This window comes from Desulfobacula sp., from assembly GCF_030611305.1.
In the GTDB taxonomy this organism is placed as follows: domain Bacteria; phylum Desulfobacterota; class Desulfobacteria; order Desulfobacterales; family Desulfobacteraceae; genus Desulfobacula.
Genome location: NZ_JAUWQB010000023.1, coordinates 22,380 through 45,696 on the forward strand (window position 1 = coordinate 22,380; position 23,317 = coordinate 45,696).

A 23,317-nucleotide genomic window follows, 5' to 3' on the forward strand; every position below is an offset into this window, starting at 1 on the left:
GGGAGATGATCAACTTTTAAAAAATGGAAGAGAGATATTATGGGCGGTTTTTTCGGTTGCGCTTCTAAAAAAGCATGTAATAAAGAACTTTTTTACGGAACAGATTATCTGTCACATCTGGGAACCAAACGCGGTGGTTTGGCTAGTGTGGATAAAAAAGAATTTTATCGATCAATTCATAATCTTGAAAATGCGTATTTCAGATCAAAATTTGAGCCGGATATTGACAGCCTGGTCGGGAATATGGGGATAGGAATTATTAGCGATACAGATTCCCAGCCTATTATTATTCATTCCCACCTTGGAAAATTTGCTGTAGTCACTGTCGGTAAAATTTCAAATCTTGAAATCCTCGCCCAGGAAGCATTTTCGAAAAATATTCACTTTGCTGAAACAAGCCAGGGCGAGATCAACCCTACAGAGCTTGTGGCAATTCTGATTTGTCAGAAAGGATCTTTTGAGGAAGGAATTTTAAACGCCCAGACAAAGATCAAAGGGTCCTGCTCTATGCTGATTTTAACAGATTCCGGGATCTATGCTGCCAGAGATCGGTTGGGGAGAACCCCCATTGTGATAGGGAAGCGTGAGGACGCCTATGCAGCGAGCTCCGAATCCAATGCGTTTTCAAATCTCGGTTTTGAAGTCGAACACTATATTGGTCCCAATGAAATTATCCTGATAACACCCGAGGGTATCGAACAGGTTCAGCCGCCAGGTGAAGCCATGCAGATCTGCTCATTTTTATGGGTGTACTACGGATATCCGGTATCGTCCTATGAAGGGATCAATACGGAACAGGTCCGGTATAAATGTGGGGCAGCTCTCGCAAAAAGGGAAACAGAAAAAGCGGATTTCGTAGCGGGTATCCCTGACTCCGGTATTGGACATGCCATAGGGTTTGCCAACGAAAGCCACCTCCCCTACATGAGACCCTATGTGAAATATACGCCTACCTGGCCCAGAAGCTTCATGCCCCAGAGCCAGGAAATGAGGGATCTTGTGGCCCGGATGAAGCTGATTCCTGTCAAAGAAATTATCCAGGGAAAGCGTATCATATTCTGCGACGATTCAGTCGTAAGGGGGACCCAGCTAAAGGATAATACCCAAATTTTATATGAATACGGTGCAAAAGAAGTTCATATGAGAATTGCCTGCCCATGCCTCATCTATCCCTGTGAATTCTTAAATTTTTCAACATCCCGGTCAACCCTTGACCTGGCTGGCCGGAAAGCCATTTACGAAATTGAAGGAATCGAAGATACGGATCTGACAGACTATGCCATGGATGGATCGGAAAAACATTCGGCCATGCTCGGCAGAATCATAGACCGGTTAATGCTTACCAGCATCCGGTACCAGAAACTGGATAACCTGGTCAAGGCCATCGGTCTTCCAAAAAACAGACTTTGCACACATTGCTGGGATGGATCAGGTTATTTTTAATACAGGAACAAGGATATAAAATAAGGTGAGTAGCATCAGTACAGATACAAAGATTGGCGACAAACAAGACACCCTGACGGCCATACACGATTGTATTCCCCTTCTGGAAAAGATTGCGGACCGATCCGAACTTCTGGCGTACTTGCCGGAGTCCGAACGGATTGCTCTGATCACTGCGGCCGGAAAAATATCCCGGCCAGACAAAGAGGAAATTAAAAAGCGGAACAAGGACAGAAAGCAGCAAAAACGGTTGGCCATTGTGAAAAAAGAACGCCGACTGAGGGCGGCCACAGGAATCCGGAGGGCCAGGGAAACCGATGTCTTTACCGCTCCCCGGCAAATTTCATTTGACAACAGAGAAACCGACAAACAAGATAACACACAAAGACTGGAAACACCGCGCAACTGCTATGTGTGCAAAGCCGAATTTACGCAGCTCCATCATTTCTATGACACCATGTGCCCGGAATGTGCAGCCTTAAATTATCAGAAACGCTTCCAGGCTACCTCCTTAAAAGGACAGGTGGCCTTGATCACAGGCTCCCGGCTCAAGATCGGATACCAGGCCACCTTGATGATGCTTAAGGCCGGTGCAAGGGTGATTGCCACCACCCGTTTTCCCAAGGACTCAGCCTTACGATTTTCCAGGGAACCGGACTTTTCCGACTGGGGCCAAAGGCTCCAGATTTACGGGCTGGATCTTCGCCACACCCCCAGTGTAGAGCTTTTTACCGATTATATCAGGGAAACCTATCAGCGCCTGGATATTCTCATCAACAATGCTGCCCAGACCGTCCGGCGGCCGCCCGGGTTTTACGCCCATCTCATGGAAAATGAAACAAGACCGGTGGCTGACTTGCCAATGGATGCCCAGACCCTTTTAGGACAGTACCAGACCTGTCTTTCCCGGCTGGAATACGGGCAGGCAAAAAATGTGGGCACAGAAAAAGCCATGCCCGTCACCTGGAACGGCACAGCCCCGGGGGTGGGATTGCGCATGTCCGCCCATCTGTCCCAGATTCCCTATTCCTATGACCATTCCCTGGATGTGCCCGAGGTCTTTCCCGCAGAAAAACTGGATGCCGACCTCCAGCAGGTGGACCTTAGGAAAACCAATTCCTGGCGGCTGAGGCTGGGGGAGATCCAGACCTCGGAAATGCTGGAGATCCAGCTGGTCAATTCCGTGGCTCCTTTTGTCTTGTGCAATAGGCTGGCGGATTTGATGAAACAAAATTACACAGGACAAAAACACATTGTCAATGTCTCGGCCATGGAAGGCAAGTTTCTGAGATTTAAAAAAGGCAGTCGCCACCCCCATACCAATATGGCCAAGGCCTCCCTGAACATGCTCACCCATACCGCAGCCAGTGATCTGGCCAAATACGGAATTTTTATGAATGCCGTGGACACAGGCTGGGTCACGGATGAGGATCCTGCCATCCTGGCCACGCTCAAACAGGACCGCCATGATTTCCAGCCACCGCTTGATATTGTGGATGGAGCGGCAAGGATCTGTGACCCGTTTTTCCACGGCATCCTGACCAAAAAACACTGGTGCGGCAAATTTTTAAAGGATTATTTCCCCATCGACTGGTAGGCGGCGGGCAGCATAAGAATACTTATATTGCGAATTTTTTTCTACTTTAATTTTGGTGAAATTTCAGTTTAATAAAAAGGTTGTCCAATGGACAAGATCTCTTCAATAGCAGTACTCGGAACTTTTGTCGCCAAAGTAAGTGCGAGGCTTGTTTATGAACATGTCAATCTTATTGTTGAAAATCAGCTTGATATTAAAAAACAAAAAAATGCAAACGGGGGATTGATTTTGATGAAATATTAGTTTAAAAGTTGATGAAATAAAAACACTTCTTGAGCTTACGCTCTTATTTCAGCATTGAAGATGTTCAGACTTTGGAGTCCACCGTACAACAAGACCATAGATATTCATTCATCTTTTGCTTTAAATATGAAGCCGTATATGGATGGACACAAAAATTAAATTTGAATTTCGTATCTGAATTATAAAAGGTCTACTACATGCTTCGACAGGTCTCAAAGATATTATGCGATTTGTTGAATGTTTGGGGAGTTATGAAGAATTAAAACAAGGAATACAATGAAAACAATTTCGAAGATTTTTCAAGAATTATATTTTCCAACGAATAAAAACTCAAAATTAAACAATGAAAACAAGCGGAAACGGGTATATTTCCTTACAGCCACATCTGTTGCTGTACCGCTACTCCTTGCATTCGGTTTTTCTCATCTAATGATTGGCGGAGGTTTGAAAGATGCATGGGCTAACTTTCTAACTGCTGGAATCCTTATTGTAGTTTTTCAGATTCTAAGAAAAGCAGAAAATGACGAAACTCCATATCGAATAGCCACAACAGCTATCACGTTTCTTTTTTTATACAATGTTGCATCGGGATTATACAATGGAGCAGACATTTTATGGCTGTATATATATCCAATGACAGCCTTGTTTCTTTTAGGCAGTAAGGAAGGAATTGTCTGGAGCGGTTTGATGATGGGAACGGCTTTTGCGATGATACAATTCCCAGGAGTATTAAATGTTTTTGATTATTCCACCGACTTCAAGACACGGTTTATCATTTCCATGTTGGTTGTTACCTTTTTCTCATGGCTGTTCGAATCCCTTCGGCAACATTTTTATGAACGATTACAGAATCAGAAAATCGAACTTGAAGCTGCATTTACAAAAATTAAGACTTTGAGCGGGATGATCCCGATCTGTGCATCCTGTAAAAAAATCAGAGATGATTCTGGATACTGGAATCAAATCGAATCTTATATACAAAAACATTCAGAAGCAGAATTCAGCCATGGGATCTGTCCAGAATGTGCAAAAAAATTATATCCCGACTTGGATCTAGATGAAAATATCGGGTAAAGACTTTAAATGCATAGTTCGATACATTGGAACTCAAGAAGGGGTCAGTTCACTGAAACAAGATCAAAGATAACACTTCCGATAAACACTTTTACCTTTATTCTCACGGGGATCTTTCTATCATCTGCCGTGACCCAGAGTTTTACCGTGGGATTTTCACTCTTTTTAAACACGCCTGAAAAATGATTGATCTGAGGGACAAGCAGATACGTATCAAAGGTTCCCGAGGGTACGGTGATTTTTTCTTTTTTAATCACCCTGGCTTTTTGCATGAAATATTTTTTCCCATCCGTCACCGGGAAGGACAGGTTCTGATCGGCTTTAAAATCTAAGGTTCGCATTTTATAAAAGGCTGAAACCGGGCCAAATGTCTTCAAAGGAATCTTGATTGGGTCTCTTTTTTCGCCGAAGTTGGAATAGGCGGCTGTTTTCTTTTCCCAGTCAAAGTGAACAATCACCTCTCTTTTATCTTTACCCGATTGTTTCTTCTTGTGTAAAAGAGACCGGGTGAACGCTAAATCAGTAAATCCTTCCAGCCGGTCCCTGATTTTGTAAAGCAGATCAATATGTCGATTTGACTTTACATCAAGTAAAAAATGATATGCTTTTTCCCCATCGATAGTTGTAAAAGGAAGAACCTTGAAATTTGCTTCTCCAGCCTTGATCATTTCCCAGCTGACGGTGTATTTGATTTCTTCACCAATAAAAAACGGCAATACCTTTTCTCCTGCATAGCTGAAAAATGTAAAAAAAAACGAGGCTCCCGTCAGAATAATAATAAAAAAATACGCGCGTGAAATTCTAATGCATTGCTTCTGCAATGGATACCGTCCTGTCACCCAGTATATTGACATAGCTTGCCATTTCATTGTCATACCATCCGTAAATCACAGACTGGGTAACCTGGATACTGGTGACCTGGTCTTTGATCGTGTCCAGTATGTTTTTGTCAATCCCGCGCACATGTTCAAGGTTGATATTAATGGCCCCGGTACGCGTATGGGTTTCATGGCCTTCAATAACAGCGGCAGCCCTTGGTGTTCCGATAATATCAGAGGAGACATTCTGTTTATCCGTGTACATCAGGTATCCGTTTGTATTGACCTTTACTGCATTTTCATAAATCGAATTAATCATGTCCCTTCGAATCGGCTTTTTATTCAGTTCTTCCTGGAAATTCATCACCAGAATAATCAAAGAACCTGTTGCTGTAGGGATTCTGACAGATTCTGCGATAAATCCGATGGTCGACATTTCCGGGATAACCAGCTGTAATGCTTTTGCCGCCCCGGTTGTGGTCAGAATAATGTTATTCATGATGGACCTGTTTTTTCTCAGATCCCTGGCACCTGTTTTTGGCAATCGGTCCAGCACCTGTTGCGATCCTGTGGCAGCATGCACAGTTGCCATGGACGCGGAAAGGATTCTCTCAACACCGAAATAATCCAGCAGCGGCTTTATCATATGGGACAGACAGGTGGTTGTACAGGATGCATTGGAAATAATATTATGTGTTAGCGGGTCATAATCTCCATCATTAATCCCCATGACGGTTGTCACGGCATCTTCAGGCATTGTCACACCCTCTTTGAGTTTAAAAGGGGCAGAAGTGATCACTTTTTGAGCACCCGCTTGAATATGCCCCCGAATAGAGCCTCTGGCTGCCTCTGCTCCAAGGGAAGGATCTAAAAACCGGCCGGTTGTATCCATTACAATTTTGGCGTTATTTTCAGCCCATTCAATCTCTTTTGGATTTCTGTAATTTTGTAATATCTTTACTTTTACACCATTGATATTCAAGGACGAGCTGGCCTCATCCACATCAGTGATAACCGACTTTGCCTGATATCCATAAAGAAACGAATCCAGTCGCCCGTAGCTTGAATCTCTTTCAATATAATGAATAATGTCTTGAAAAGATTCGCCCACCTCACGGCCCACATTGATCACAATCGTATCAAAGTACTTTCTACCGGCATGATGCCATAAAGAAAGCTTTCCTATTCTTCCAAGTCCGTTAATTCCAAGAGTTCTAGAAGCTTTTGTACTCATATATTTCCTCTTTTCACTGTCTTTTATTTAATTGGCTTTAATTGCGCCTTTATATACTGATCCTTTTTGACCGTTAATACTGATATAATCACCAGTGACCATTTTAACGCCATTGAGCATACACTCTTTTTCGGGTTCATTGCAAACAAGATTTTCGCACCCGACCACACAGGTTTTGCCAAGATTATATGTCACCACCGCAGCATGGGAGGTGAGTCCTCCCCTGGCCGTCAGAATTCCGTCAGCCGCATCAATTTCCAGGATATCATCCGGTACTGTATCGTTCCTTAATAAAATCAATCGGGTATCCGGATCACTCTCCCGAAATGCTTCGATTTCTTCCAGGGTAAAAACTATTCTGCCGCTCATGGCGCCACCACTGACTCCGATCCCCTGAGCAAGATACGCCTTTTCAAGAACTTCCGGCTTTGCATCAAAATCCACAATCTTCTTTCTGCTCCTTAAGGACATCTCCCTTGCCTGAAGGATAAAAAGATCTTCTCTGGTTTCACCTTCAAAGGTAAACTCGATTTCCTGGGGGTTCCATCCCTCATCATAAACCAGGCGATGCACCACTTTTTTCAATTGCAAATATATGTGAGGAAAGCTTTCTTCAAGGCTTATCTTTGAATCCCGTTCTTCCAGCTCTCTTTGAACTTCTGAAATAGGAAGGGTTTTTACAAGCCCTGATACAACATCTTCTCCCTGATTGCCAATGGTAAAATCCCCCCAAAGCCGTATCGTATCTCCTGGAAGCCTGGGGCTATGGCTGAACACAACACCTGATCCTGACTGCCTGGACAGGTTTCCAAATACCATGGACTGAACCGTTACAGCAGTACCCCAGTCATCGGATATCCCCATTATTCGCCTATAGTCCTTCCCTCTTTTGGATTCCCAGGAGGAAAAAACCTGATCAATGACCAGAAACAACTGATCAATGGGAGACTCAATCAGTTCAACCCCGGAATCAAGTAATAATTGTTTATAGGCAATAGCAACGGATTTCATCTGGTCACCGGAAAAATAACGCTTAAGCTCAATACCATACTCTTGTTTTTTTGAATAAATGATATGATCAAACTCATCTCTTTTGATCCCAAAAGCCATCCCATATCCTTGAATAAACCGCCGATAGCTGTCCCATGCAAACCATGGATTTCGGCTTATCTTTGCGATGCTTGCCGCAATTTCCTCGTTAAATCCCACATTCAAAAATGAATCAAGCATCCCTGGCTGTGAAATGGAAGAACCGCTCCTGACCGATAACAGCAACGGATTTTTAGGATCTCCAAAGCTTTTTTGGGTGTGCTTTTCAAGATTGCCCACCATCTTTGCCACATACTTCTTGAAATTGATGTTTGCCGGCTTGTAATGATTGATGATTTCACGACATTTAAAAACTTCTGTGGTAATAATAAATCCTTCCGGGACTGCTACTCCTAGTTTTTTTAATTTGATCAGGTTTAATCCCTTGTTCCCCAAAAATATAATATTATTGCCAATGGAATCTGAACTGCCGACTTCAATGACAGAGCATTTGGGATCATAATTTAACAGCCGGCTTAAATGGCTTTGCGAAAGTTTTTCAGATTGCTGAAACAGGGTGTGCAAAATCCGGTTCAAAAATACATCCATCTGCTGAAGCCCGAGGGAAGTTGCAATCCGGTCCATGAAAAAGATCTCGGCCACTCGCTGATCCAGCTTTGAATTTCGCTTTTTGGACCCATTGGGCAGATATTTTTTAAGGATCTGATCCTTTCCAAGTCTGGATTCTATCTGAAATAAATTACTGGAATGAATATTGTTGAAATGATCATTGATGATATCAGCGATGGCCTTTGTAAATCCTTTAAAAATATCCAGATACTGGGTAAATGAACAGGTTCTGATGTCCACGGAGAATTTCAAAAAATCCATCTGGACATCCAATTGGGCAGATGCAATTCCATCCAGTTCGAATGCTGTCCTGAACAGGTTCAGGATTCTGTAAATCCGTTTAAACGTAGCCTTTGTGATCACTTGAAGATCAATGCCGTTGATCAGTTCTTCGAACATCACATTCAGAATGCTTTCAACCCTCAGAGTCAATCCCAGAGCATCAAATTTTGCTTCATTGTAACTGCCGTACATGGACGGGATATCAACGGCAAAGTGGCGTTTATAATAAATCGCCTCATTGGCCTCATATATCCTGTCCGAAAGAATTATTTTTTTTAACTCTTTCATGTAGGCAAGAAAAATCAGGATCTTACTTTCCAGATTTTTCTCTTCAAGCGCAGCAACAAGCTTTTGGGTATCAGGCAAATTTTCAGACTTGAACGAGGACAAATATTTTTTAAATTCCAGGTTATCGATTCGGTATTTTTGGTTTAAGAGCCTGTAGAATCCAAAAATCATTTTCACCCTTGACCGGTCAAGATCTGAAACCCCATTAACTTCATTAATCAAATTGAAAATAGCCTCTTCCGTATAGATCAAATAGTCCTTTGGAAGCGACATGTCCTTTGATTCAAGGTGATTGAGAATAATTCTCGGCCCGTCAATAAATGGTCCTGACTCTTTAATTTCCTGATAAATTGATGGGGGAACATAAGACTCAAGCTTTTTTTTGTTCCCGGTCTTCCAGAAAAGAATCACTTCCTGGATAAAATCCACGCTCCTGCTCGAGCTTTCGATATGGCATTGTTTTCTTAAAAAATGGATTAACCGGTCCTTTCTATGACAGGCCTCGTCCAAACGAGTGGAAATATCCCGAAGATGACCTTCCGCACCGATTTCATTAAAAAAAGCCGGTAATAACCTTGAAAGCTGTTTTACCAGATTAAAAACCGGCGCAATATCTGAATTTAAAAATTTTGTAATGTCTCTTGAGAACAGATCCGTATCCTTGATAAAAATTCCGCCGATGGACAACGATATGATCAGTGCAGAGAAGAGCCGTCTCGACTTTTTTGGATGCTGCCCGATCAGGTCGAGAAACACCCGGATGTTTTTCACATGGACCGAATTGCTCTTTATCTGCCAGTCCTCGCCGGTCCCTTCAATCATTGGAAACTGAAATCCATGATCAACCGCCATGTCTATAAAATGGTTGATAAGCACTATTTTCGATGTCTTGTAAACTGCCTCCCCGATTTTATGGATACAGTCCAGAACGGTTTCAGGGTATTTCCCCTTATGCTCTTTGAGCAGCGAAAAAGTCTGGTTGACGATGTTGATATCTTTTTTAAAATCCTTATCACCGATAAGGTGAGTAAGGGTGCTGTTAATATCCCGCAGGGCCTGAACATGGATAGTAGAAAGTCCCGGAATATGAATAATATAAAAAAGAAAGGTCAATTTAAGGTGGAAGCCTCCCGTGTCATCGCCACTCCCGGTCATTATTTTTTGAGGTACTGCCCAAACCCTGGTGACAAAATCATGGTAGCCCACAAGATGTATCAATTTTTGGGTTGCTCTTCGGGGTTCTTGATTCAAGGTTTGAATGAGACCTTCAAGCGTTTTTCGCCACTTCAATATATTGTTATGGGAAACCTCTTTTAATATACACTTTAACCCATCATCAAGCTGATTTACATCCATACTCTGGCCAATCCAGGAAATCGGTTCTTCCTGTTTCAGCCAGTAATCAAACGAATATTCATAAAATTTTACCAGAAAGCAGTTTACCGACTTGAAAATCGCTGCATCACCCTTAAGGCTGCCTAACAGGTTTCTTGCAATTTTATCCGGCTGGTAATAGGATCTGACAAAAAAATAAAAGTCTTTGCCTTCATAGGATTCAATTTTTACGACCGCCTTTTCAATAACCGGAAGAAACCGATCAAGTTCCTGTTCAGCTTCTTTGATAATATGCTGTAAAAACAGCATCAAATTATCAGCCGCACTTGTTTTCACTTTTAAATTTGAATCTGCCTCAAAGGACTCCAAAAAAATATCAATAAAAAGCTCCATGGCTTTATCCCCTTTTGGATGAGGCTTGTACAAATAGAAATATTGAAGGGAAAAATGCCTGGCTTCGCTGACGATAAACTCCCAGTTTTTATAGGGATGGGACAGCTCTTTTAGAAAAATGTTCATCCTGTTTAAGATCCCGACATAAGATGAAACTATATCCAGGAAAACCTGATATTTTGAGTCAATGATAACATCAACTTTTGTGTCGGATAAATTCACCTCTAGGGCTTTGGACTTCACAAAATATCCTTTCTTTATTCACAACCGGTTAAACATCTTTGTCTAAACTTGAATATTTTACCACTTTGATGGGTATTTTCAATGGTCTTTATGAGTTTTAAATATTTCTTTATCCGCTTCCATGGCTGTCGCCTTTTTTTACCGTTTTTTATTTCTATTTTTATTCTATTTTTATATAATAAATTTTTAAAACTGGAAAAAATACGTATGAAACTCAAATGGCTTGGAACTGCAGGATTTGAATTTAAAACAGGAGACCATGTGTTTCTTGTTGATCCCTACCTGTCCAGAAATCAAAAATCCTGTCCAAAGCAGGAAATAACGCCTTCTGATATTAAAAAAGCGTCCCAAATTTTTATCTCCCAGGGCCATTTTGATCATATCCGGGACGTTCCCCAAATAGCGTTACAGACAAACGCCGATATTTATTGCTCAAGAGTTGCGGCGAAATTCTTAAAAAACCAGCAGGTAAATACACGACAGATTAATCCCGTTCTTACTGATAAAAAAACAGTCCACCTGCAAAATTATACGGCCCAGGCCTTTTTCAGTGAACATATTAGGTTTGACAAAAAACTTGTCGTCTCTACCTTTCTAAAAATAAACATTGCCTTGTTTAAATACCTTCCTCTTTTTCGACGATTTCCATGCGGCCAGGTTTTAAGCTGGCGCTTTTACATTGAAGATAAAATTATACAGTTTTTTGGCAGTGCCGGATCATCTTCGGAAGAGCTCAAAAAAATTGGAAAGAAACCAATTGATATCCTGCTGCTTCCATTTCAGGGGCACTCAGATATTTGTCAAATCGGCCTGAACTATGTAAAATATCTCAACCCCAAGATTGTCGTTCCCCATCACCATGACGATTTTTTCCCTCCCATATCAAAAACCATCGATATCAGACCATTTGTAGAAAAAATAAAAAAAGAACATAAAAACACAACCGTTATTATTCCAAAAATAAATGAAGTCTTATCCCTGTAACCCATTGAACATGGTGTTTATGTTTTTTCGTTGAACAACAACAACATTTCATGTATTTTTTCCTTGATGGAGTTTGATTCAACATATCAGACTGAATATGAATCTTTAAAAGAAATTTTAATAGAAATGACCCAATACCCGTTTGACCCGACACCTAAGACAGAAATCATTGCCAGGATAAAAGCCGTGCAAAAGCAAATGGCAGCCCTTCATCTGGACGCCCTGTTTTTAACCCATAAACCGGACATCTATTATTTTTCAGGCACTGCTCAGGATTGCTATCTCTATATCGAAAAGGATCATGATCCTGTTTTGTTCGTAAAACGGTATCTACCCCGGGTTCAACAAGAGACGGCTCTTAAAAACATTGAGCCCATTGACTCCATAAAGGATATCCCCAAATTAATTGAACGCTGCTTTAAAAAACATCCAGGCTCCTGCGGCCTTGCTTTTGACGTAGTGCCGGTAAAAGATTTTCATTTCTATAAGGCCCTTTTTAAAAACACCCATTTTGTTGACGGATCCCCCGTGATTGAAGCCTGCAGGCAGATAAAGTCTTCCTGGGAAATCGAACAGATGAAAAAAGCCGCCCTTGTTTCAAAGCAGACCTTTGACTTTATGGAGGAAAACATTAAACCTGAAATTTCGGAAATGGACTTTTGCGGCATGTTTGAAGCTTATTCAAGAACACTGGGCCATTCCGGGAAACTTTTAACCCGCCATTACCGCCTGGAAGGATTTCCATTTCATCTGATGAGCGGCAAAAACGGCGGAATTCCGGGTGCCCTGGATTCCCCCTTATGCGGCACAGGAACCTCAAATGCCTACCCCTATGGTGCTGGTCCCAAGCTGATCAAAGCAAACGAACCCATCCTGATTGATTTTGGTACGGTTATAGACGGCTATCATATGGATGAATCCAGAATGTTTGTCATTGGAAAACTGCCGGACAGGGCAGAGGACGCATCCAAAGCTTCCATAGAAATCCTGTATGCGCTTTTAGACAGGATGAGGCCGGGCGTATCCATGGGTGAAATATTTGAAACAGCCGTTACTATTGCAAAAAAATTAGGTCTCGAAGATCAATTTTTAGGGCTGCCGGGCTTAAAATCAAAATTTATCGGCCATGGAATCGGGCTGGAACTTGTGGAAAATCCCATACTTGCCAAGGGTAAAAAAACACTTTTAAAACCCGGGATGGTCTTTGCTGTTGAGCCAAAATTCATATTTAAACATCAATTTGCCGCAGGTATTGAAAGTGTTATTCATATCACAGAAAATGGCAGTCAGTTTTTAAGTATGACTGAAAATAAAATTTTCTCATATCACAGAAAATGGCAGCGAGTTTTTAAGTATGACTGAACCCGGCACACCTTGTGCCGGGTTGAGATATCATCAAATTAAAATACCAGTTCGCGCCGGTTTGACATGCCTACAAGGGTTCTTTCCCTTGCCTTGTCAATACCGAGCTGTTTTCGTTTCTTGTCAATATGGGCGATCATCATCCCGGCGATTTCAATTGGATCTTTAGCCGTTCCCCATTTTCCATACCCCTGTTTTTCAAGGCCGTCAAACAGAAGATTATGAAATTTTGTCTCTTTGATGGACGGGAATCCAATGCCAAAAACCGTATATACTCCTGAGGCCACAAAATACTGGCCAATGGCCAATGCCTTTTCACTCATCCATTCAGGCGCACATCCGGCAACGGGAAGGTCTGCGATACTGTTTCCAAGACCGCCGGCTTTTACCATGGCTGATGCTGCAATGAGAATCCTTGTGTTGTCCACACAGGACCCCAGGCCCAGGACAGGCGGCATGCCGACGGTTTCACAGACTTCTGCAAGCCCGGGTCCCGCGAGGGAAGCGGCTTCCGGGACAAGAAACCCTGCCTTGGCAAGGGATATTTGTGAGCATCCGGTTTGAAGTACCAAGACATCATTTCGAATCAATTCCTTAACCAGTTCAATATGAATGGAATCCTGTTTCACTTTTGGATTTGTACATCCGACAACACCTGCCACTCCGCGGATTCTTCCATTAATGATATTTTCGTTCAAAGGAGAATAACTGCCCCTGAAGCTTCCACCCAGCATGTATTCAATATATTCATGGGTAAACCCGTGAACACCGGTCTGGATCTGTTTTGGAATTTCTATGGGCATTTTCCTTGTGGCATATCTTGCAATGGCCTTTGAAAGAACCTCGTCTGTACAAATCCTTGGATCACGTTCGTCAAATTCAATATGGGTAGCCCCTTCAATATGAGCCCTTGGGTTTGTGGTAATCAAATGGGTATCATAACATTTTGCCACTTCTGCCAGTCCCTGTTTAATGCACTGAATATCAACCACCATGGCATCCACGGCACCGGTAACAATAACGGCTTCTGTTGATCCGAAACTGCCGGCATGGGGAACCCCGTGACGGGACATCATTTCTGCACCGGAACAGCACATGCCGACAAGATTAATCCCCTCGGCACCCTTGGCTTTTGCTTCTTTTATGAAAAACGGATCATTTACCGCCATCAGCATACCTTCAAACATGGCAGGTTCATGGCCATGTACAATAATGTTCACATGGTCTTCCTTTAAAACTCCCATATTCACATCTGCAAGGGTTGGAGAAGGGGTCCCAAAAATGATATCTGAAAGCTCTGTCGCCACCATGGAACCGCCCCATCCGTCAGCAAGGGCCGTCCTGGAGATCTGCTTCATCAAATTATTATAATCCTGATCACATCCGATGTGGGTCCGACTCATGAGTTCCATCACTTCAAGCATGGCCCCCCTGGGCATGACACCTTCTTTTCTCCACAACTCTCGGGTCGCCTTGGGTGCCCGTTTTGTAAAGGGCATTTCACCTTCAACACTGGAAAATGTTTTTTCAAGTTCATCACAAAGCTCTTTTGCAACCTCCAGAACCTCTTTGCCCTCAACTTCAATACCAATGGATTTAGCAACTCTTTCAAGCTTGATGGTGTCATCAATGGTAAAGTCCTTGACCTTACCGTCAATAATACCTCTGAATAGTCCAAGAATATGCCTTCCGTGATCATTGTGGGAAGCTGACCCTGCTGCCACGTTTCGTCCGAAATTTCGTGCCATGATCGTATCAATGGTTGCACCGCAAACCCCCACTTTTTTATAGGGATCTTTCGGGTTTAACCGGCAAGGGCCCATATAACAATGTTTACAACAGGCAGATTCCACACCGATGGGACAAGGTTTCATTTCATACCCGCGGTCAAGATCCAGCTTAACACCATCTCTCCTGGCTTTTTCAAGCATCTGCTGAGTGGCTTCACACATGGTGCGATCCTTAGCGCTCACCATTGTTTTTTCTTTCCTCATATGTCTCTCCTTATTTTTAAATTTTCTCCTGGTTGCAGTTATTTTGGAACATAGCAATCTTTACACAACACCATAATAGTAATACATTGTGGTACTTTGTAAAGTTTAATTAAAGAATGTTTTTGGGGATTATTCCAAATTTTTTAACCATTAAGACTGTGATGGCTTCTTGAGGAAAATTATTGACGGGAATTAAAAAACCCAAACACCTGGAGAAATCAAATCATACAGGCGTTTGAGGTGACAATGGTTAACCAATTGATTCGATTGATGCAAATCTTGGTTCGTGTAAGGGAATGAGGATATCTGCTTCTTTTTGAACCTGTTTCATAATATCATAGGCCCTGTAAACATCCACATGGGTTCCGGGCGGAATTACGTCCATTTCCATGCCTTTAATTTCAGGTGGCGGGTTAAAATTTTCATCAATCACACAAAACCCTGTGATTGCAGCGGTTCCCTTTTGTGTTTCAATATAAACCGTTAGCCCGCCTTTTGTATGAACAGGGGTATGTTTGACACGAATACCTTTTAAGATTTCACAATCTTCTTTAATTATTTTAATTTGATTGTTTTCTTCAATATCATCAATATAGTCTTCCAGATATCGGTAATCGAGAGGGTGGGGATTATGAATAGACTCAAGTTCTTTTTCATGGATATAAAATCTGGCATTTTCACATTTATAATCATTTTCACAATGATCCATATGAAGGTGGGTATGAATAACAATATCAATATCCAATGGGGTTAAACCATGTTTTTCAAGTCCCTTTTCAAAGGTAAAAATTTTACCGCCAATGGCATCTTCCCTGTCCTTTGACAAGATTGGGCTCATCTCCCCTGTATCCACGAGAATGTTTTTATCGCCACCTTTTATCACCCATGTATAAATGGGAATAGTATATTGCTCACCCTGACCATATTGATAGGTCATCATGCTTTTATCAAAAACTTTTGTTCCCATGACAATAGGATGAATGGTGTATTGTGCCATGATATTTTTGATCTACAAAATCTGTTTTAAAAAAAGCTTTGTCCGGTCGTGGTCAGGATTGACAAAGAAATGTTCCGGGGTTCCTTCTTCAACGATCCTGCCTTCATCCATAAAAATGACCCTGTCCCCCACTTCCTTTGCAAATCCCATTTCATGGGTGACACAAACCATTGTCATGCCTTCTTTTGCAAGGGTTTTCATAACATCCAGAACTTCACCGATCATTTCAGGATCAAGGGCAGATGTGGGTTCGTCAAACAGCATAATCTTGGGATCCATTGCAAGCACTCTTGCAATTGCCACGCGCTGCTGCTGCCCTCCTGAAAGGTTTGCAGGGTGTGCATGGGCCTTATCCCCGATGCCAACCTTTTCAAGAATGGCCATGGCTTTTTTCTCAGCCTCTTTCTTACTCCTGTTCCGGACCAGTTTCTGGGTAATGGTAACGTTCCCAAGGATGGACAAATGGGGAAACAGGTTAAAGGACTGGAACACCATTCCCATCTCAGCCCGAACCTTATTGATATCGGTCTTTGGATCAAAAATATCCACACCATCCACGAGGATCTGACCTTTCTCTGCTGTTTCCAGGCGATTCAGACATCTTAAAAAAGTGCTCTTTCCCGAGCCTGACGGCCCGATCACAACCACCACTTCCCCGGCTTCAATTTTATTTGAAACATCCACAAGGGCTTTGACCTCATGGGGGACGTAAAATGTTTTATATATATTATTTACTTCTATCATTTTGTTGCAGTCCTCCGTTCCAGATATTGTACACACATGGAAAGTGTAAAGGTCATGAGCAGGTAAAGTATGGCGCACAGAATCCATAATTCAAATGCCTGAAGACTTGTTGTAATACCTTCACGGGTTGCCTTGGTCAACTCCCTGATGGCAATCATGCCAAGAAGGGATGAATCCTTTATCAGATTGATAAACTGTCCTGCCAAAGGAGGCAGGATGGTTTTCAATGCCTGGGGAAGGATAATATGGTACATGCATTGAAAATAGGTCATGCCGCCTGATCGAGCGGCTTCCACCTGGCCGGGATGAATAGCTCCAATTCCTGCACGGACTATCTCAACCACATAGGCTCCGGTAAAAACAGAGAGCGCTGCAATACCATACCATTCCGGATCAATAATACCGAATCCATTCATGGATAGAAGTTTATTAATCGTGGTCCCTAAGACAAAATAGGCAATCATGATCTGTACCAGCAAAGGAGAACCTCGAATGATTTCCACATAGGTAATGGCTGTCCATTTAAGAATCGGGGTGTCTGACACTCTGGCCACACCTCCGATAATCCCCAGAAGAATCCCTAAAATGGTTGAGATAAAACTGATTTTCAGGGTAGTCCATAAACCTATTGCCAGAAGACCCGGCTTCCAACCACCTTCATATTCGGCTATTATGTCTCCCGGAGAAGTAAAGTCCCCCTCATCAAACTCAAAGGAGCCTTTAGGAACCGTATATGTTTTATCACCAAGATCATCCGTGATGGTTAAATCAAACTTGTCTTTATTTGCTTTAATTTCTTTTACTTCACCGTTGGAGTCTGCATAAATGGTCACTGTTTCTATATACATAAAATATTTGGGTGCTTTATACCATCGCCACTGATACTCCACAGTAACAGTTGCATAATATACCGCCCCCATCACCAGCAGCATCAGTGCAATAAACCCTGATACTGAGGACCAATAGGCAGTCGGATTACTTAACCTTTGGATGTTGGATATTTTTGAGTCCATCTGTTTTATCAAGCCTTAAATTTTACAAAAATTTAAAAAAAAGGCCGACAAGAAAACTTCCTGTCGGCCCCCATAAAACACTATGTTCAAATGATTATTCTGCTACCTTGTCAAACCAGTCAGAGTTTTTTAACCATTTATCATATGATCTTTGCCACAGTCCGTCACCTTTATATTGACGCAAGAAATTGTTCAGGTAATTCATAAAGTCAGGATCACCTTTTCTGATGGCCATTGCAAGAGGTTCATAGGTAAAAGGTGTGCTAAGTGCAATAGTTTTACCCGCGCCATGTTGACCCTGCATTTTTTCAATGAAAGGAAGGTCGTATATCAGTGCATCTACATTTCCCTGAATAACTTCCATAGCTGCTTCTGCTTCTGCTTCATAGGATTTGTACTGTGCTCTTGGGATCAGTCTCTGGGCAGCCTGTTCCCCGGTGGTTCCAAGTCTTGAAGTAATGATATATTTTGGATCATTCAGATCTTTGTAGGATTTAATTATGCCTTCATGTTTTTTATTCAAAAGAATAGCCTGTCCGACAACAATGTAAGGATTGGAAAAGTTGATCTGAAGGTTTCTGGACTGGGTAATGGTCATACCACCAATGATAATGTCAAATTTATCAGTCACAAGAGCCGGAATAATACCATCCCATGCTGTGTTCACAGGAACAAATTTTACGCCCATTGATTTGGCAAGCGCTTTTGCCATATCAATGTCAAATCCCATGAAACTGCCATCTTTACTGGTCATTTCAAACGGCAGGTAGCCGGATTCAAAGCCAACTCGAAGCTGTTTACTTTTAAGAATTGTTTCAATAGTCGATTTTTTGGCCAGTTCAATATCATCTGCAAACACAGGTGCTGATACTAAAAGAAAAGCCATTGCAAACAATGTGATTAATACTTTTTTCATCTCTCCCCTCCTACGTTAAAGTTTGACTTATCTTGGCAGCCTAAAATTTTTATTTTGGCAACCCGTTTAAAAGTCATGATTAAAAAACAAAACCCTGTTTCAAATAAGACTAATATGTAGCACAATCATTTGAAATGGCAAGACTTATTCCAAAAAAGGGTTTGTTTATTTTAAAACCCGCCTATTTATTTTCTTGACTTTTATATTAACTTTTTAATAGTCGTTACTTTGGCAGTAACAAGCTGGTGTTAATATATTTTTATTCAAATGAAGACAAATCTGACAAAGCCTCACAATTTAAAAATCCTGACTGTATCGGATTTTGTTGACAAATCATTGACTCAAATGGTTGAAGACAAAACTCTTGAGCCTGTGGATCTGATTGTCTCCTGTGGTGATCTGGATCCGGAATACCTCTCGTTTTTAAGGGACAGGCTTGATAAACCTCTCTTTTATGTAAAAGGCAACCACGATATCCGTTACACGCCGTCCAACCCTGTGGGGTGTGAAAACATTCATGCAAAACTTATCCGATTCAAATCTTTGAATATCATGGGTCTTGATGGTTCCATATGGTACAATGGCGGTGTGAATCAATACACGGACAGGGAAATGAAAAAAATCATCTCTGGCATGTGGTTTTCCATCTGGCGGAAAGGCGGTATCCACATAGTGGTCACCCATGCACCGCCAAGACATATTCATGATGCCGAAGATCGTTGCCATATGGGGTTTGACAGTTTTGTCAAATTAATAGACAAAAGAAAACCAGATTATTTTATCCATGGTCATACTCACAAAGAGTTTAAAACCCACTACGACAGAATCACAACGGTGAACTCGACAAAAGTGATTAACACCTGTGGATTCACCTTTTTAGAGGTCTAACCATGATAAATTTTTTAAAAAATTTTTTTTCATCAAAAGAAGACGATGATGAAAACCATATCAGCTCTTTTAATGAACAGCAGGAAAAGGAAGAAGATGTTGAGTTCATTGATCATGGGGTTATAACCGTTGATCTTGAAAAAATTATCGGCAGCGTGGGAAAATATTATGATTTTGACTCCCATTTCAGGCCTAAAAAGCATGTATCAAGTAAAAGATTTACCGATATCAAAAAGGCCATGCGTGAAGGAAAATCTCTGCCCCCGATAAAACTCTATCAAATCAGGAATGATTATTTTGTCTTGGATGGAAACCACAGGGTCGCGGCAGCAAAAGAGCTGGGACTGTTTGATATCCAGGCAAAGGTTGTTGAATTGCTTTCAGCAAAAAACACCATGGAAAACCTTTTATATATTGAAAGAAAAAAGTTTTACGAAGAAACCGGGCTGCCTGAAAAAATAGATCTGACAGAGGTTGGAAAATACAATTATTTAGAAAAGCAGATTAAAAAACATGAAAATCATTTGGCCAATATATCCGGTAAGAAAACCGATTTTAAAAAGGCTGCCAAAGATTGGTACAATACGATTTATACCCCTTTAACCACGATAATAAACAATGGAGCGTTACCCAAATATTTCCCCAAAAGAAGTGTTGCCGATCTTTACACCTATATTGTCTATCATCATTGGGAGAGAACCGCCAACAGGCGATATGGTATCGGCATTGACCGGCTGATCCCCAGGAGCATGGAAGCCTTCAGGGCTGCCATGCTTGAAAAAAGCACGCCTGACTATCCTGAAATGAAACGAACCATTACAGCCTTTATTATGATTAATATCAACACATCAACTGAAATGAATGTCATCAATAAATTATTCGCCCTTGATGAAGTCCAGGAGGTTCACTCGGTTCACGGAGCTATTGATATTCTTGTAAAAATCGTCCTGAAAAGAGATTTTCTGGCATCTGATGCTGAGATCATTGCGGAATTTGTGGATCAACGGATACGGCGAATCAGCGGGATAAACAGGACACAAACCATTATTCCCGGAATTTCAAAGGTTAAAGAAGGATTTATCTATTAAGATTCGTCCAATGAAGATCTGACAACGGGCAAATACGGTCTGATCAGCTTTTTTCAAGAATAAAAAGCCCGATCAATATATGATCCTGGTGCTTTCCAAGCTCAGGATCTGAGATATGTTTTATTTGCGTTCGATGGGATACTGGATTGCGCGTTGCCTCCTCCGGATAATATTTCATGTCCAACACATCCCCTGCCTTGATATGATTAAGCACTTTGGAATCTTTTCGGACCATTATGCCAAATCCTTTTGAAGAAAAATCCCTTAGCTTGAAATGATAAGCTATTTTATTATTTCCGGGTATAAATTCAACACTGGCATTTTCCCGGCTTTTTGTTCTTGCTTCACTCCGTAAATTCATTTTTTTCGTATGGTCAGGATCATTTTTCACTGATATTTAAACTCCTTTCAAAAAAAAGGTATCATTAATTTTAATGATCTTTTTTTATCAAGAAATCAATACCTTATTTAGTACGGCGCCTTTTTTTATTCTTTTTCTCAAGTTCCAGCAAATTCTTTTTTACCTCAAGTCCGCCGCCAAAACCGGTCAGGCTTCCGTTTTTTCCAATAACCCGGTGGCAGGGTACAATTATTGAAACCGGATTTTTCCCGTTTGCCATACCAACAGCCCTTGATGCATTGGGATTTCCGATTCTTTTTGCAAGATCACCATATGATATGGTTTCTCCATATGGAATTTTTACAAGTTCCTGCCAGACCTTTTTCTGAAAATCTGTGCCCTGAACATTCAATTCAAGATCAAACCTTGTCAGTTCCCCCTTAAAATAGGCCTCAAGCTGATCTATGGCTTCTAAAAATAATTCCTCTTTATAAATCCAGTCTTTTTCAGGTTCGATCCTTGTCTTTCCAAGGGGGAAATGAAGGCTTTCAAGCAATTCTCTTCCGCTTAATAAAAGCTTTCCTACAGGGGATTCAAAATAGCAATAATACATTTTATCTCCTTTATCGAATTATTTAATAACCATGAAGAACATGGCTTTCTCATTAATACAAATTTGCCATATTGAAAATATTTAATTTAGCAGCACTTGTTTTCCATTTAAAAACAATTTTCCATCCCTGGTTTCAGCTTTATGGATCACATTATCCCCCTCTTTTAAAAACAGGCCGGTCTGCATTCCATAATATACGGGAGAAAGCAGCATGGGATTGTCGCCAACCAGTTTATAAGGCAAACTGACATCGGATTTGAGAGAAAAAATATCAAGAGCCGCTGCCGGTTGAAACATGATGGGAACAAACTGGGCCATGGTCATATCTTTTTTAAGAGTTAATGTGACATCACCTTTAATATTTCCCTGGGGCAATTGGGCTCTTACATCTGAAATTTGAATTTCAAATCCTTTTTTTAAAAATTTCTCATATGCCCCAAGCAGTTGGAGTCCAATTGATGCCATCTGTTTTTCAACAATCTTTTTTATTGTATCGGGATGCCTTTGCGCCGCGGCAATTTCCTCCATGGCATCTTTCAATACCTGTGAATATAACTTCATAACTGCTTCATATCCCCGGGCATCAATCCCGTTTATACTGATTCTGGAAAAGACATCCTTAATCCGGCCTTGCCCGGCCGTAATGCTGCCTATACCATATCCCATTCCAACGGATAATACATTTTTTGGTTTGTCAAAATTCAATGTATAATCACATTTCAAATTCGCCATTTCAAAAGGATCTTTGCCTTGCTCTGCCTTAATATTTTCAACGCCAAAAGAAGCCTTGCCATCCCAGATATATGTGGAAACCTTTTCCCTTTTTAAATTAAGCCAAGCGTTATCCATGCTTAATTTCCCCGGAACCGAGTACCCTGCCCAGGTCATTTCAGAAAAGATATTGTTCAGCCCCTTACCAAGCGCGACAACCATCTGCCCTGGCTTTATTTCAATAACATCTTTACCATCTTTAAATGAAAACGCATCCAACACAATTGTTGATTCAATATCGCCTGAAAGTTTATATTCAGTTTTAATATCAAGGGGATTTTTTCCGTCCAGTTTATTGTTCACAAAATCTATGAACCATTTGTTTTTCTCCAGACTTGTTTTTGATACAATACTTAAAAAACCATGATCTGCACGGTCTATAAATACAATTTCATCAACCCCATATAATGACTTTAAGGTCCCCAGTTTAATTTTCCATTCAATCTGGGAATAGGAAAAATTTCTGTCATATTGCCCAATTTCAACAAAAATATCAGATCCTTTTTCTGCATGACTCTGATTGATCTCATCAAAAGATTGTTTTACGATTTTCTCCATCATAAGACCGCTGAACAGAGGTGTTCCGGCACCAGCCAATATGAGGATCAATACAACCGCAAAAATAATTTTTTTCATGTCTGGTCCTTGTCTTATCTTTTTTATCTAATCTGGATTCTTAAATTGCCTATAATCAAAAGAATTTAAAGTCAAGATATTTCCAGATATTATAAAATTGCTCAAATCCAAAGAGATTCAACACCTCTGGTGGAATTCCTTTTAGACAAACCCCGAAGCAGTTACCAAAAATACCGGCTGACAAATAAAGGGGTGTTGGTAAGGTAGTTTCAGTAATATTAATTTTACTTTTTTGATAATATTTTTTATAAAACATCTAACCCTTTAAACCAGTGCGATGCGATTTTTTTCTATTGGAGTTAGATCATGCCGATAACAGACAATAAAAATTATCCTTTTTCTTTTTCCATGATAGACATTAA

The 23,317-nt window shown here is 41.1% G+C and carries 19 protein-coding genes; 8 read left to right on the forward strand and 11 right to left on the reverse strand.

From position 1 onward, the window contains the following. The first annotated feature begins 39 nt into the window (after positions 1-39). The 4 genes from QAI40_RS06520 to QAI40_RS06535 all read left to right on the forward strand — a co-directional run bounded on the left by QAI40_RS06520 (position 40) and on the right by QAI40_RS06535 (position 4,357). Positions 40-1,443, forward strand: a complete 1,404-nt coding sequence (locus QAI40_RS06520) for an amidophosphoribosyltransferase (protein ID WP_299979533.1) — start codon at positions 40-42, stop codon at positions 1,441-1,443. A 25-nt stretch (positions 1,444-1,468) separates the two neighbouring features. Beyond that, positions 1,469-3,040, forward strand: coding sequence for an SDR family NAD(P)-dependent oxidoreductase (locus QAI40_RS06525; protein WP_299979536.1), 1,572 nt, complete (start codon positions 1,469-1,471; stop codon positions 3,038-3,040). Positions 3,041-3,127: 87 nt separating this feature from the next. Further along, on the forward strand, positions 3,128-3,283 hold the full coding sequence (locus QAI40_RS06530; protein WP_299979539.1) for a hypothetical protein: 156 nt from the start codon (positions 3,128-3,130) through the stop codon (positions 3,281-3,283). Between the two features lie 276 nt (positions 3,284-3,559). Beyond that, entirely contained in the window at positions 3,560-4,357 is a 798-nt protein-coding gene (locus QAI40_RS06535) for a hypothetical protein (RefSeq protein ID WP_299979541.1), read from the forward strand. A 44-nt stretch (positions 4,358-4,401) separates the two neighbouring features. Here QAI40_RS06535 and QAI40_RS06540 read toward each other — a convergent pair whose 3' ends face one another. From QAI40_RS06540 to QAI40_RS06550, 3 genes are all read right to left on the reverse strand, one after another. Beyond that, on the reverse strand, positions 4,402-5,073 hold the full coding sequence (locus tag QAI40_RS06540; RefSeq protein ID WP_299979544.1) for a DUF3108 domain-containing protein: 672 nt from the start codon (positions 5,071-5,073) through the stop codon (positions 4,402-4,404). Between the two features lie 85 nt (positions 5,074-5,158). Next, complete coding sequence (locus QAI40_RS06545) at positions 5,159-6,409, reverse strand: type I glyceraldehyde-3-phosphate dehydrogenase (protein WP_299979547.1); 1,251 nt, start codon at positions 6,407-6,409, stop codon at positions 5,159-5,161. 27 nt (positions 6,410-6,436) lie between these two features. Next, entirely contained in the window at positions 6,437-10,609 is a 4,173-nt protein-coding gene (locus QAI40_RS06550; RefSeq protein WP_299979550.1) for a PEP/pyruvate-binding domain-containing protein, read from the reverse strand. A gap of 207 nt (positions 10,610-10,816) precedes the next feature. Between QAI40_RS06550 and QAI40_RS06555 the strand changes: the two genes are divergently transcribed. Both QAI40_RS06555 and QAI40_RS06560 read left to right on the forward strand, forming a co-directional pair. Continuing rightward, positions 10,817-11,593, forward strand: a complete 777-nt coding sequence (locus QAI40_RS06555; protein WP_299979553.1) for an MBL fold metallo-hydrolase — start codon at positions 10,817-10,819, stop codon at positions 11,591-11,593. 30 nt (positions 11,594-11,623) lie between these two features. Then, positions 11,624-12,955 (forward strand): M24 family metallopeptidase, encoded by a 1,332-nt coding sequence (locus tag QAI40_RS06560; protein ID WP_299979556.1) that lies wholly within the window; start codon positions 11,624-11,626, stop codon positions 12,953-12,955. 38 nt (positions 12,956-12,993) lie between these two features. Here QAI40_RS06560 and cooS read toward each other — a convergent pair whose 3' ends face one another. The 5 genes from cooS to QAI40_RS06585 all read right to left on the reverse strand — a co-directional run bounded on the left by cooS (position 12,994) and on the right by QAI40_RS06585 (position 18,619). After that, a complete protein-coding gene (gene cooS, locus QAI40_RS06565) occupies positions 12,994-14,949 on the reverse strand; it encodes an anaerobic carbon-monoxide dehydrogenase catalytic subunit (RefSeq protein WP_299979559.1) in 1,956 nt (651 codons plus the stop codon). Positions 14,950-15,199: 250 nt separating this feature from the next. Continuing rightward, positions 15,200-15,946: an N-acyl homoserine lactonase family protein gene (locus QAI40_RS06570; protein WP_299979562.1), complete on the reverse strand. Its 747-nt coding sequence runs from the start codon at positions 15,944-15,946 to the stop codon at positions 15,200-15,202. A 12-nt stretch (positions 15,947-15,958) separates the two neighbouring features. Then, on the reverse strand, positions 15,959-16,690 hold the full coding sequence (locus QAI40_RS06575) for an amino acid ABC transporter ATP-binding protein (protein WP_299979564.1): 732 nt from the start codon (positions 16,688-16,690) through the stop codon (positions 15,959-15,961). Beyond that, a complete protein-coding gene (locus QAI40_RS06580; protein WP_299979566.1) occupies positions 16,687-17,703 on the reverse strand; it encodes an amino acid ABC transporter permease in 1,017 nt (338 codons plus the stop codon). The genes QAI40_RS06575 and QAI40_RS06580 overlap by 4 nt, the downstream gene beginning before the upstream one ends. Positions 17,704-17,797: 94 nt before the next feature. Continuing rightward, entirely contained in the window at positions 17,798-18,619 is an 822-nt protein-coding gene (locus QAI40_RS06585; RefSeq protein ID WP_299979569.1) for a transporter substrate-binding domain-containing protein, read from the reverse strand. A gap of 267 nt (positions 18,620-18,886) precedes the next feature. Between QAI40_RS06585 and QAI40_RS06590 the strand changes: the two genes are divergently transcribed. Together QAI40_RS06590 and QAI40_RS06595 are read left to right on the forward strand one after the other, a co-directional pair. Further along, positions 18,887-19,507, forward strand: a complete 621-nt coding sequence (locus QAI40_RS06590) for a metallophosphoesterase family protein (RefSeq protein ID WP_299979571.1) — start codon at positions 18,887-18,889, stop codon at positions 19,505-19,507. A gap of 2 nt (positions 19,508-19,509) precedes the next feature. Beyond that, on the forward strand, positions 19,510-20,595 hold the full coding sequence (locus QAI40_RS06595; protein WP_299979573.1) for an Lrp/AsnC ligand binding domain-containing protein: 1,086 nt from the start codon (positions 19,510-19,512) through the stop codon (positions 20,593-20,595). Positions 20,596-20,638: 43 nt separating this feature from the next. Here QAI40_RS06595 and QAI40_RS06600 read toward each other — a convergent pair whose 3' ends face one another. The 3 genes from QAI40_RS06600 to QAI40_RS06610 form a co-directional block, all read right to left on the reverse strand. Further along, complete coding sequence (locus QAI40_RS06600) at positions 20,639-20,986, reverse strand: hypothetical protein (protein WP_299979576.1); 348 nt, start codon at positions 20,984-20,986, stop codon at positions 20,639-20,641. Positions 20,987-21,059: 73 nt separating this feature from the next. Next, positions 21,060-21,548, reverse strand: a complete 489-nt coding sequence (locus tag QAI40_RS06605; protein ID WP_299979578.1) for a methylated-DNA--[protein]-cysteine S-methyltransferase — start codon at positions 21,546-21,548, stop codon at positions 21,060-21,062. An 81-nt stretch (positions 21,549-21,629) separates the two neighbouring features. Next, a complete protein-coding gene (locus QAI40_RS06610) occupies positions 21,630-22,955 on the reverse strand; it encodes a DUF945 family protein (protein ID WP_299979581.1) in 1,326 nt (441 codons plus the stop codon). Positions 22,956-23,317 lie beyond the last annotated feature (362 nt).

What these genes read in the sequence shown, in the direction of transcription:
- QAI40_RS06520 (WP_299979533.1), top strand. Translation starts at nt 40, where the DNA reads ATGGGCGGTTTTTTCGGTTGCGCTTCTAAAAAAGCATGTAATAAAGAA.
- QAI40_RS06530 (WP_299979539.1), top strand. Translation starts at nt 3,128, where the DNA reads ATGGACAAGATCTCTTCAATAGCAGTACTCGGAACTTTTGTCGCCAAA.
- QAI40_RS06535 (WP_299979541.1), top strand. Translation starts at nt 3,560, where the DNA reads ATGAAAACAATTTCGAAGATTTTTCAAGAATTATATTTTCCAACGAAT.
- QAI40_RS06545 (WP_299979547.1), bottom strand. Translation starts at nt 6,409, where the DNA reads ATGAGTACAAAAGCTTCTAGAACTCTTGGAATTAACGGACTTGGAAGA.
- QAI40_RS06555 (WP_299979553.1), top strand. Translation starts at nt 10,817, where the DNA reads ATGAAACTCAAATGGCTTGGAACTGCAGGATTTGAATTTAAAACAGGA.
- cooS (WP_299979559.1), bottom strand. Translation starts at nt 14,949, where the DNA reads ATGAGGAAAGAAAAAACAATGGTGAGCGCTAAGGATCGCACCATGTGT.
- QAI40_RS06570 (WP_299979562.1), bottom strand. Translation starts at nt 15,946, where the DNA reads ATGGCACAATACACCATTCATCCTATTGTCATGGGAACAAAAGTTTTT.
- QAI40_RS06575 (WP_299979564.1), bottom strand. Translation starts at nt 16,690, where the DNA reads ATGATAGAAGTAAATAATATATATAAAACATTTTACGTCCCCCATGAG.
- QAI40_RS06580 (WP_299979566.1), bottom strand. Translation starts at nt 17,703, where the DNA reads ATGGACTCAAAAATATCCAACATCCAAAGGTTAAGTAATCCGACTGCC.
- QAI40_RS06585 (WP_299979569.1), bottom strand. Translation starts at nt 18,619, where the DNA reads ATGAAAAAAGTATTAATCACATTGTTTGCAATGGCTTTTCTTTTAGTA.
- QAI40_RS06590 (WP_299979571.1), top strand. Translation starts at nt 18,887, where the DNA reads ATGAAGACAAATCTGACAAAGCCTCACAATTTAAAAATCCTGACTGTA.
- QAI40_RS06595 (WP_299979573.1), top strand. Translation starts at nt 19,510, where the DNA reads ATGATAAATTTTTTAAAAAATTTTTTTTCATCAAAAGAAGACGATGAT.
- QAI40_RS06605 (WP_299979578.1), bottom strand. Translation starts at nt 21,548, where the DNA reads ATGTATTATTGCTATTTTGAATCCCCTGTAGGAAAGCTTTTATTAAGC.
- QAI40_RS06610 (WP_299979581.1), bottom strand. Translation starts at nt 22,955, where the DNA reads ATGAAAAAAATTATTTTTGCGGTTGTATTGATCCTCATATTGGCTGGT.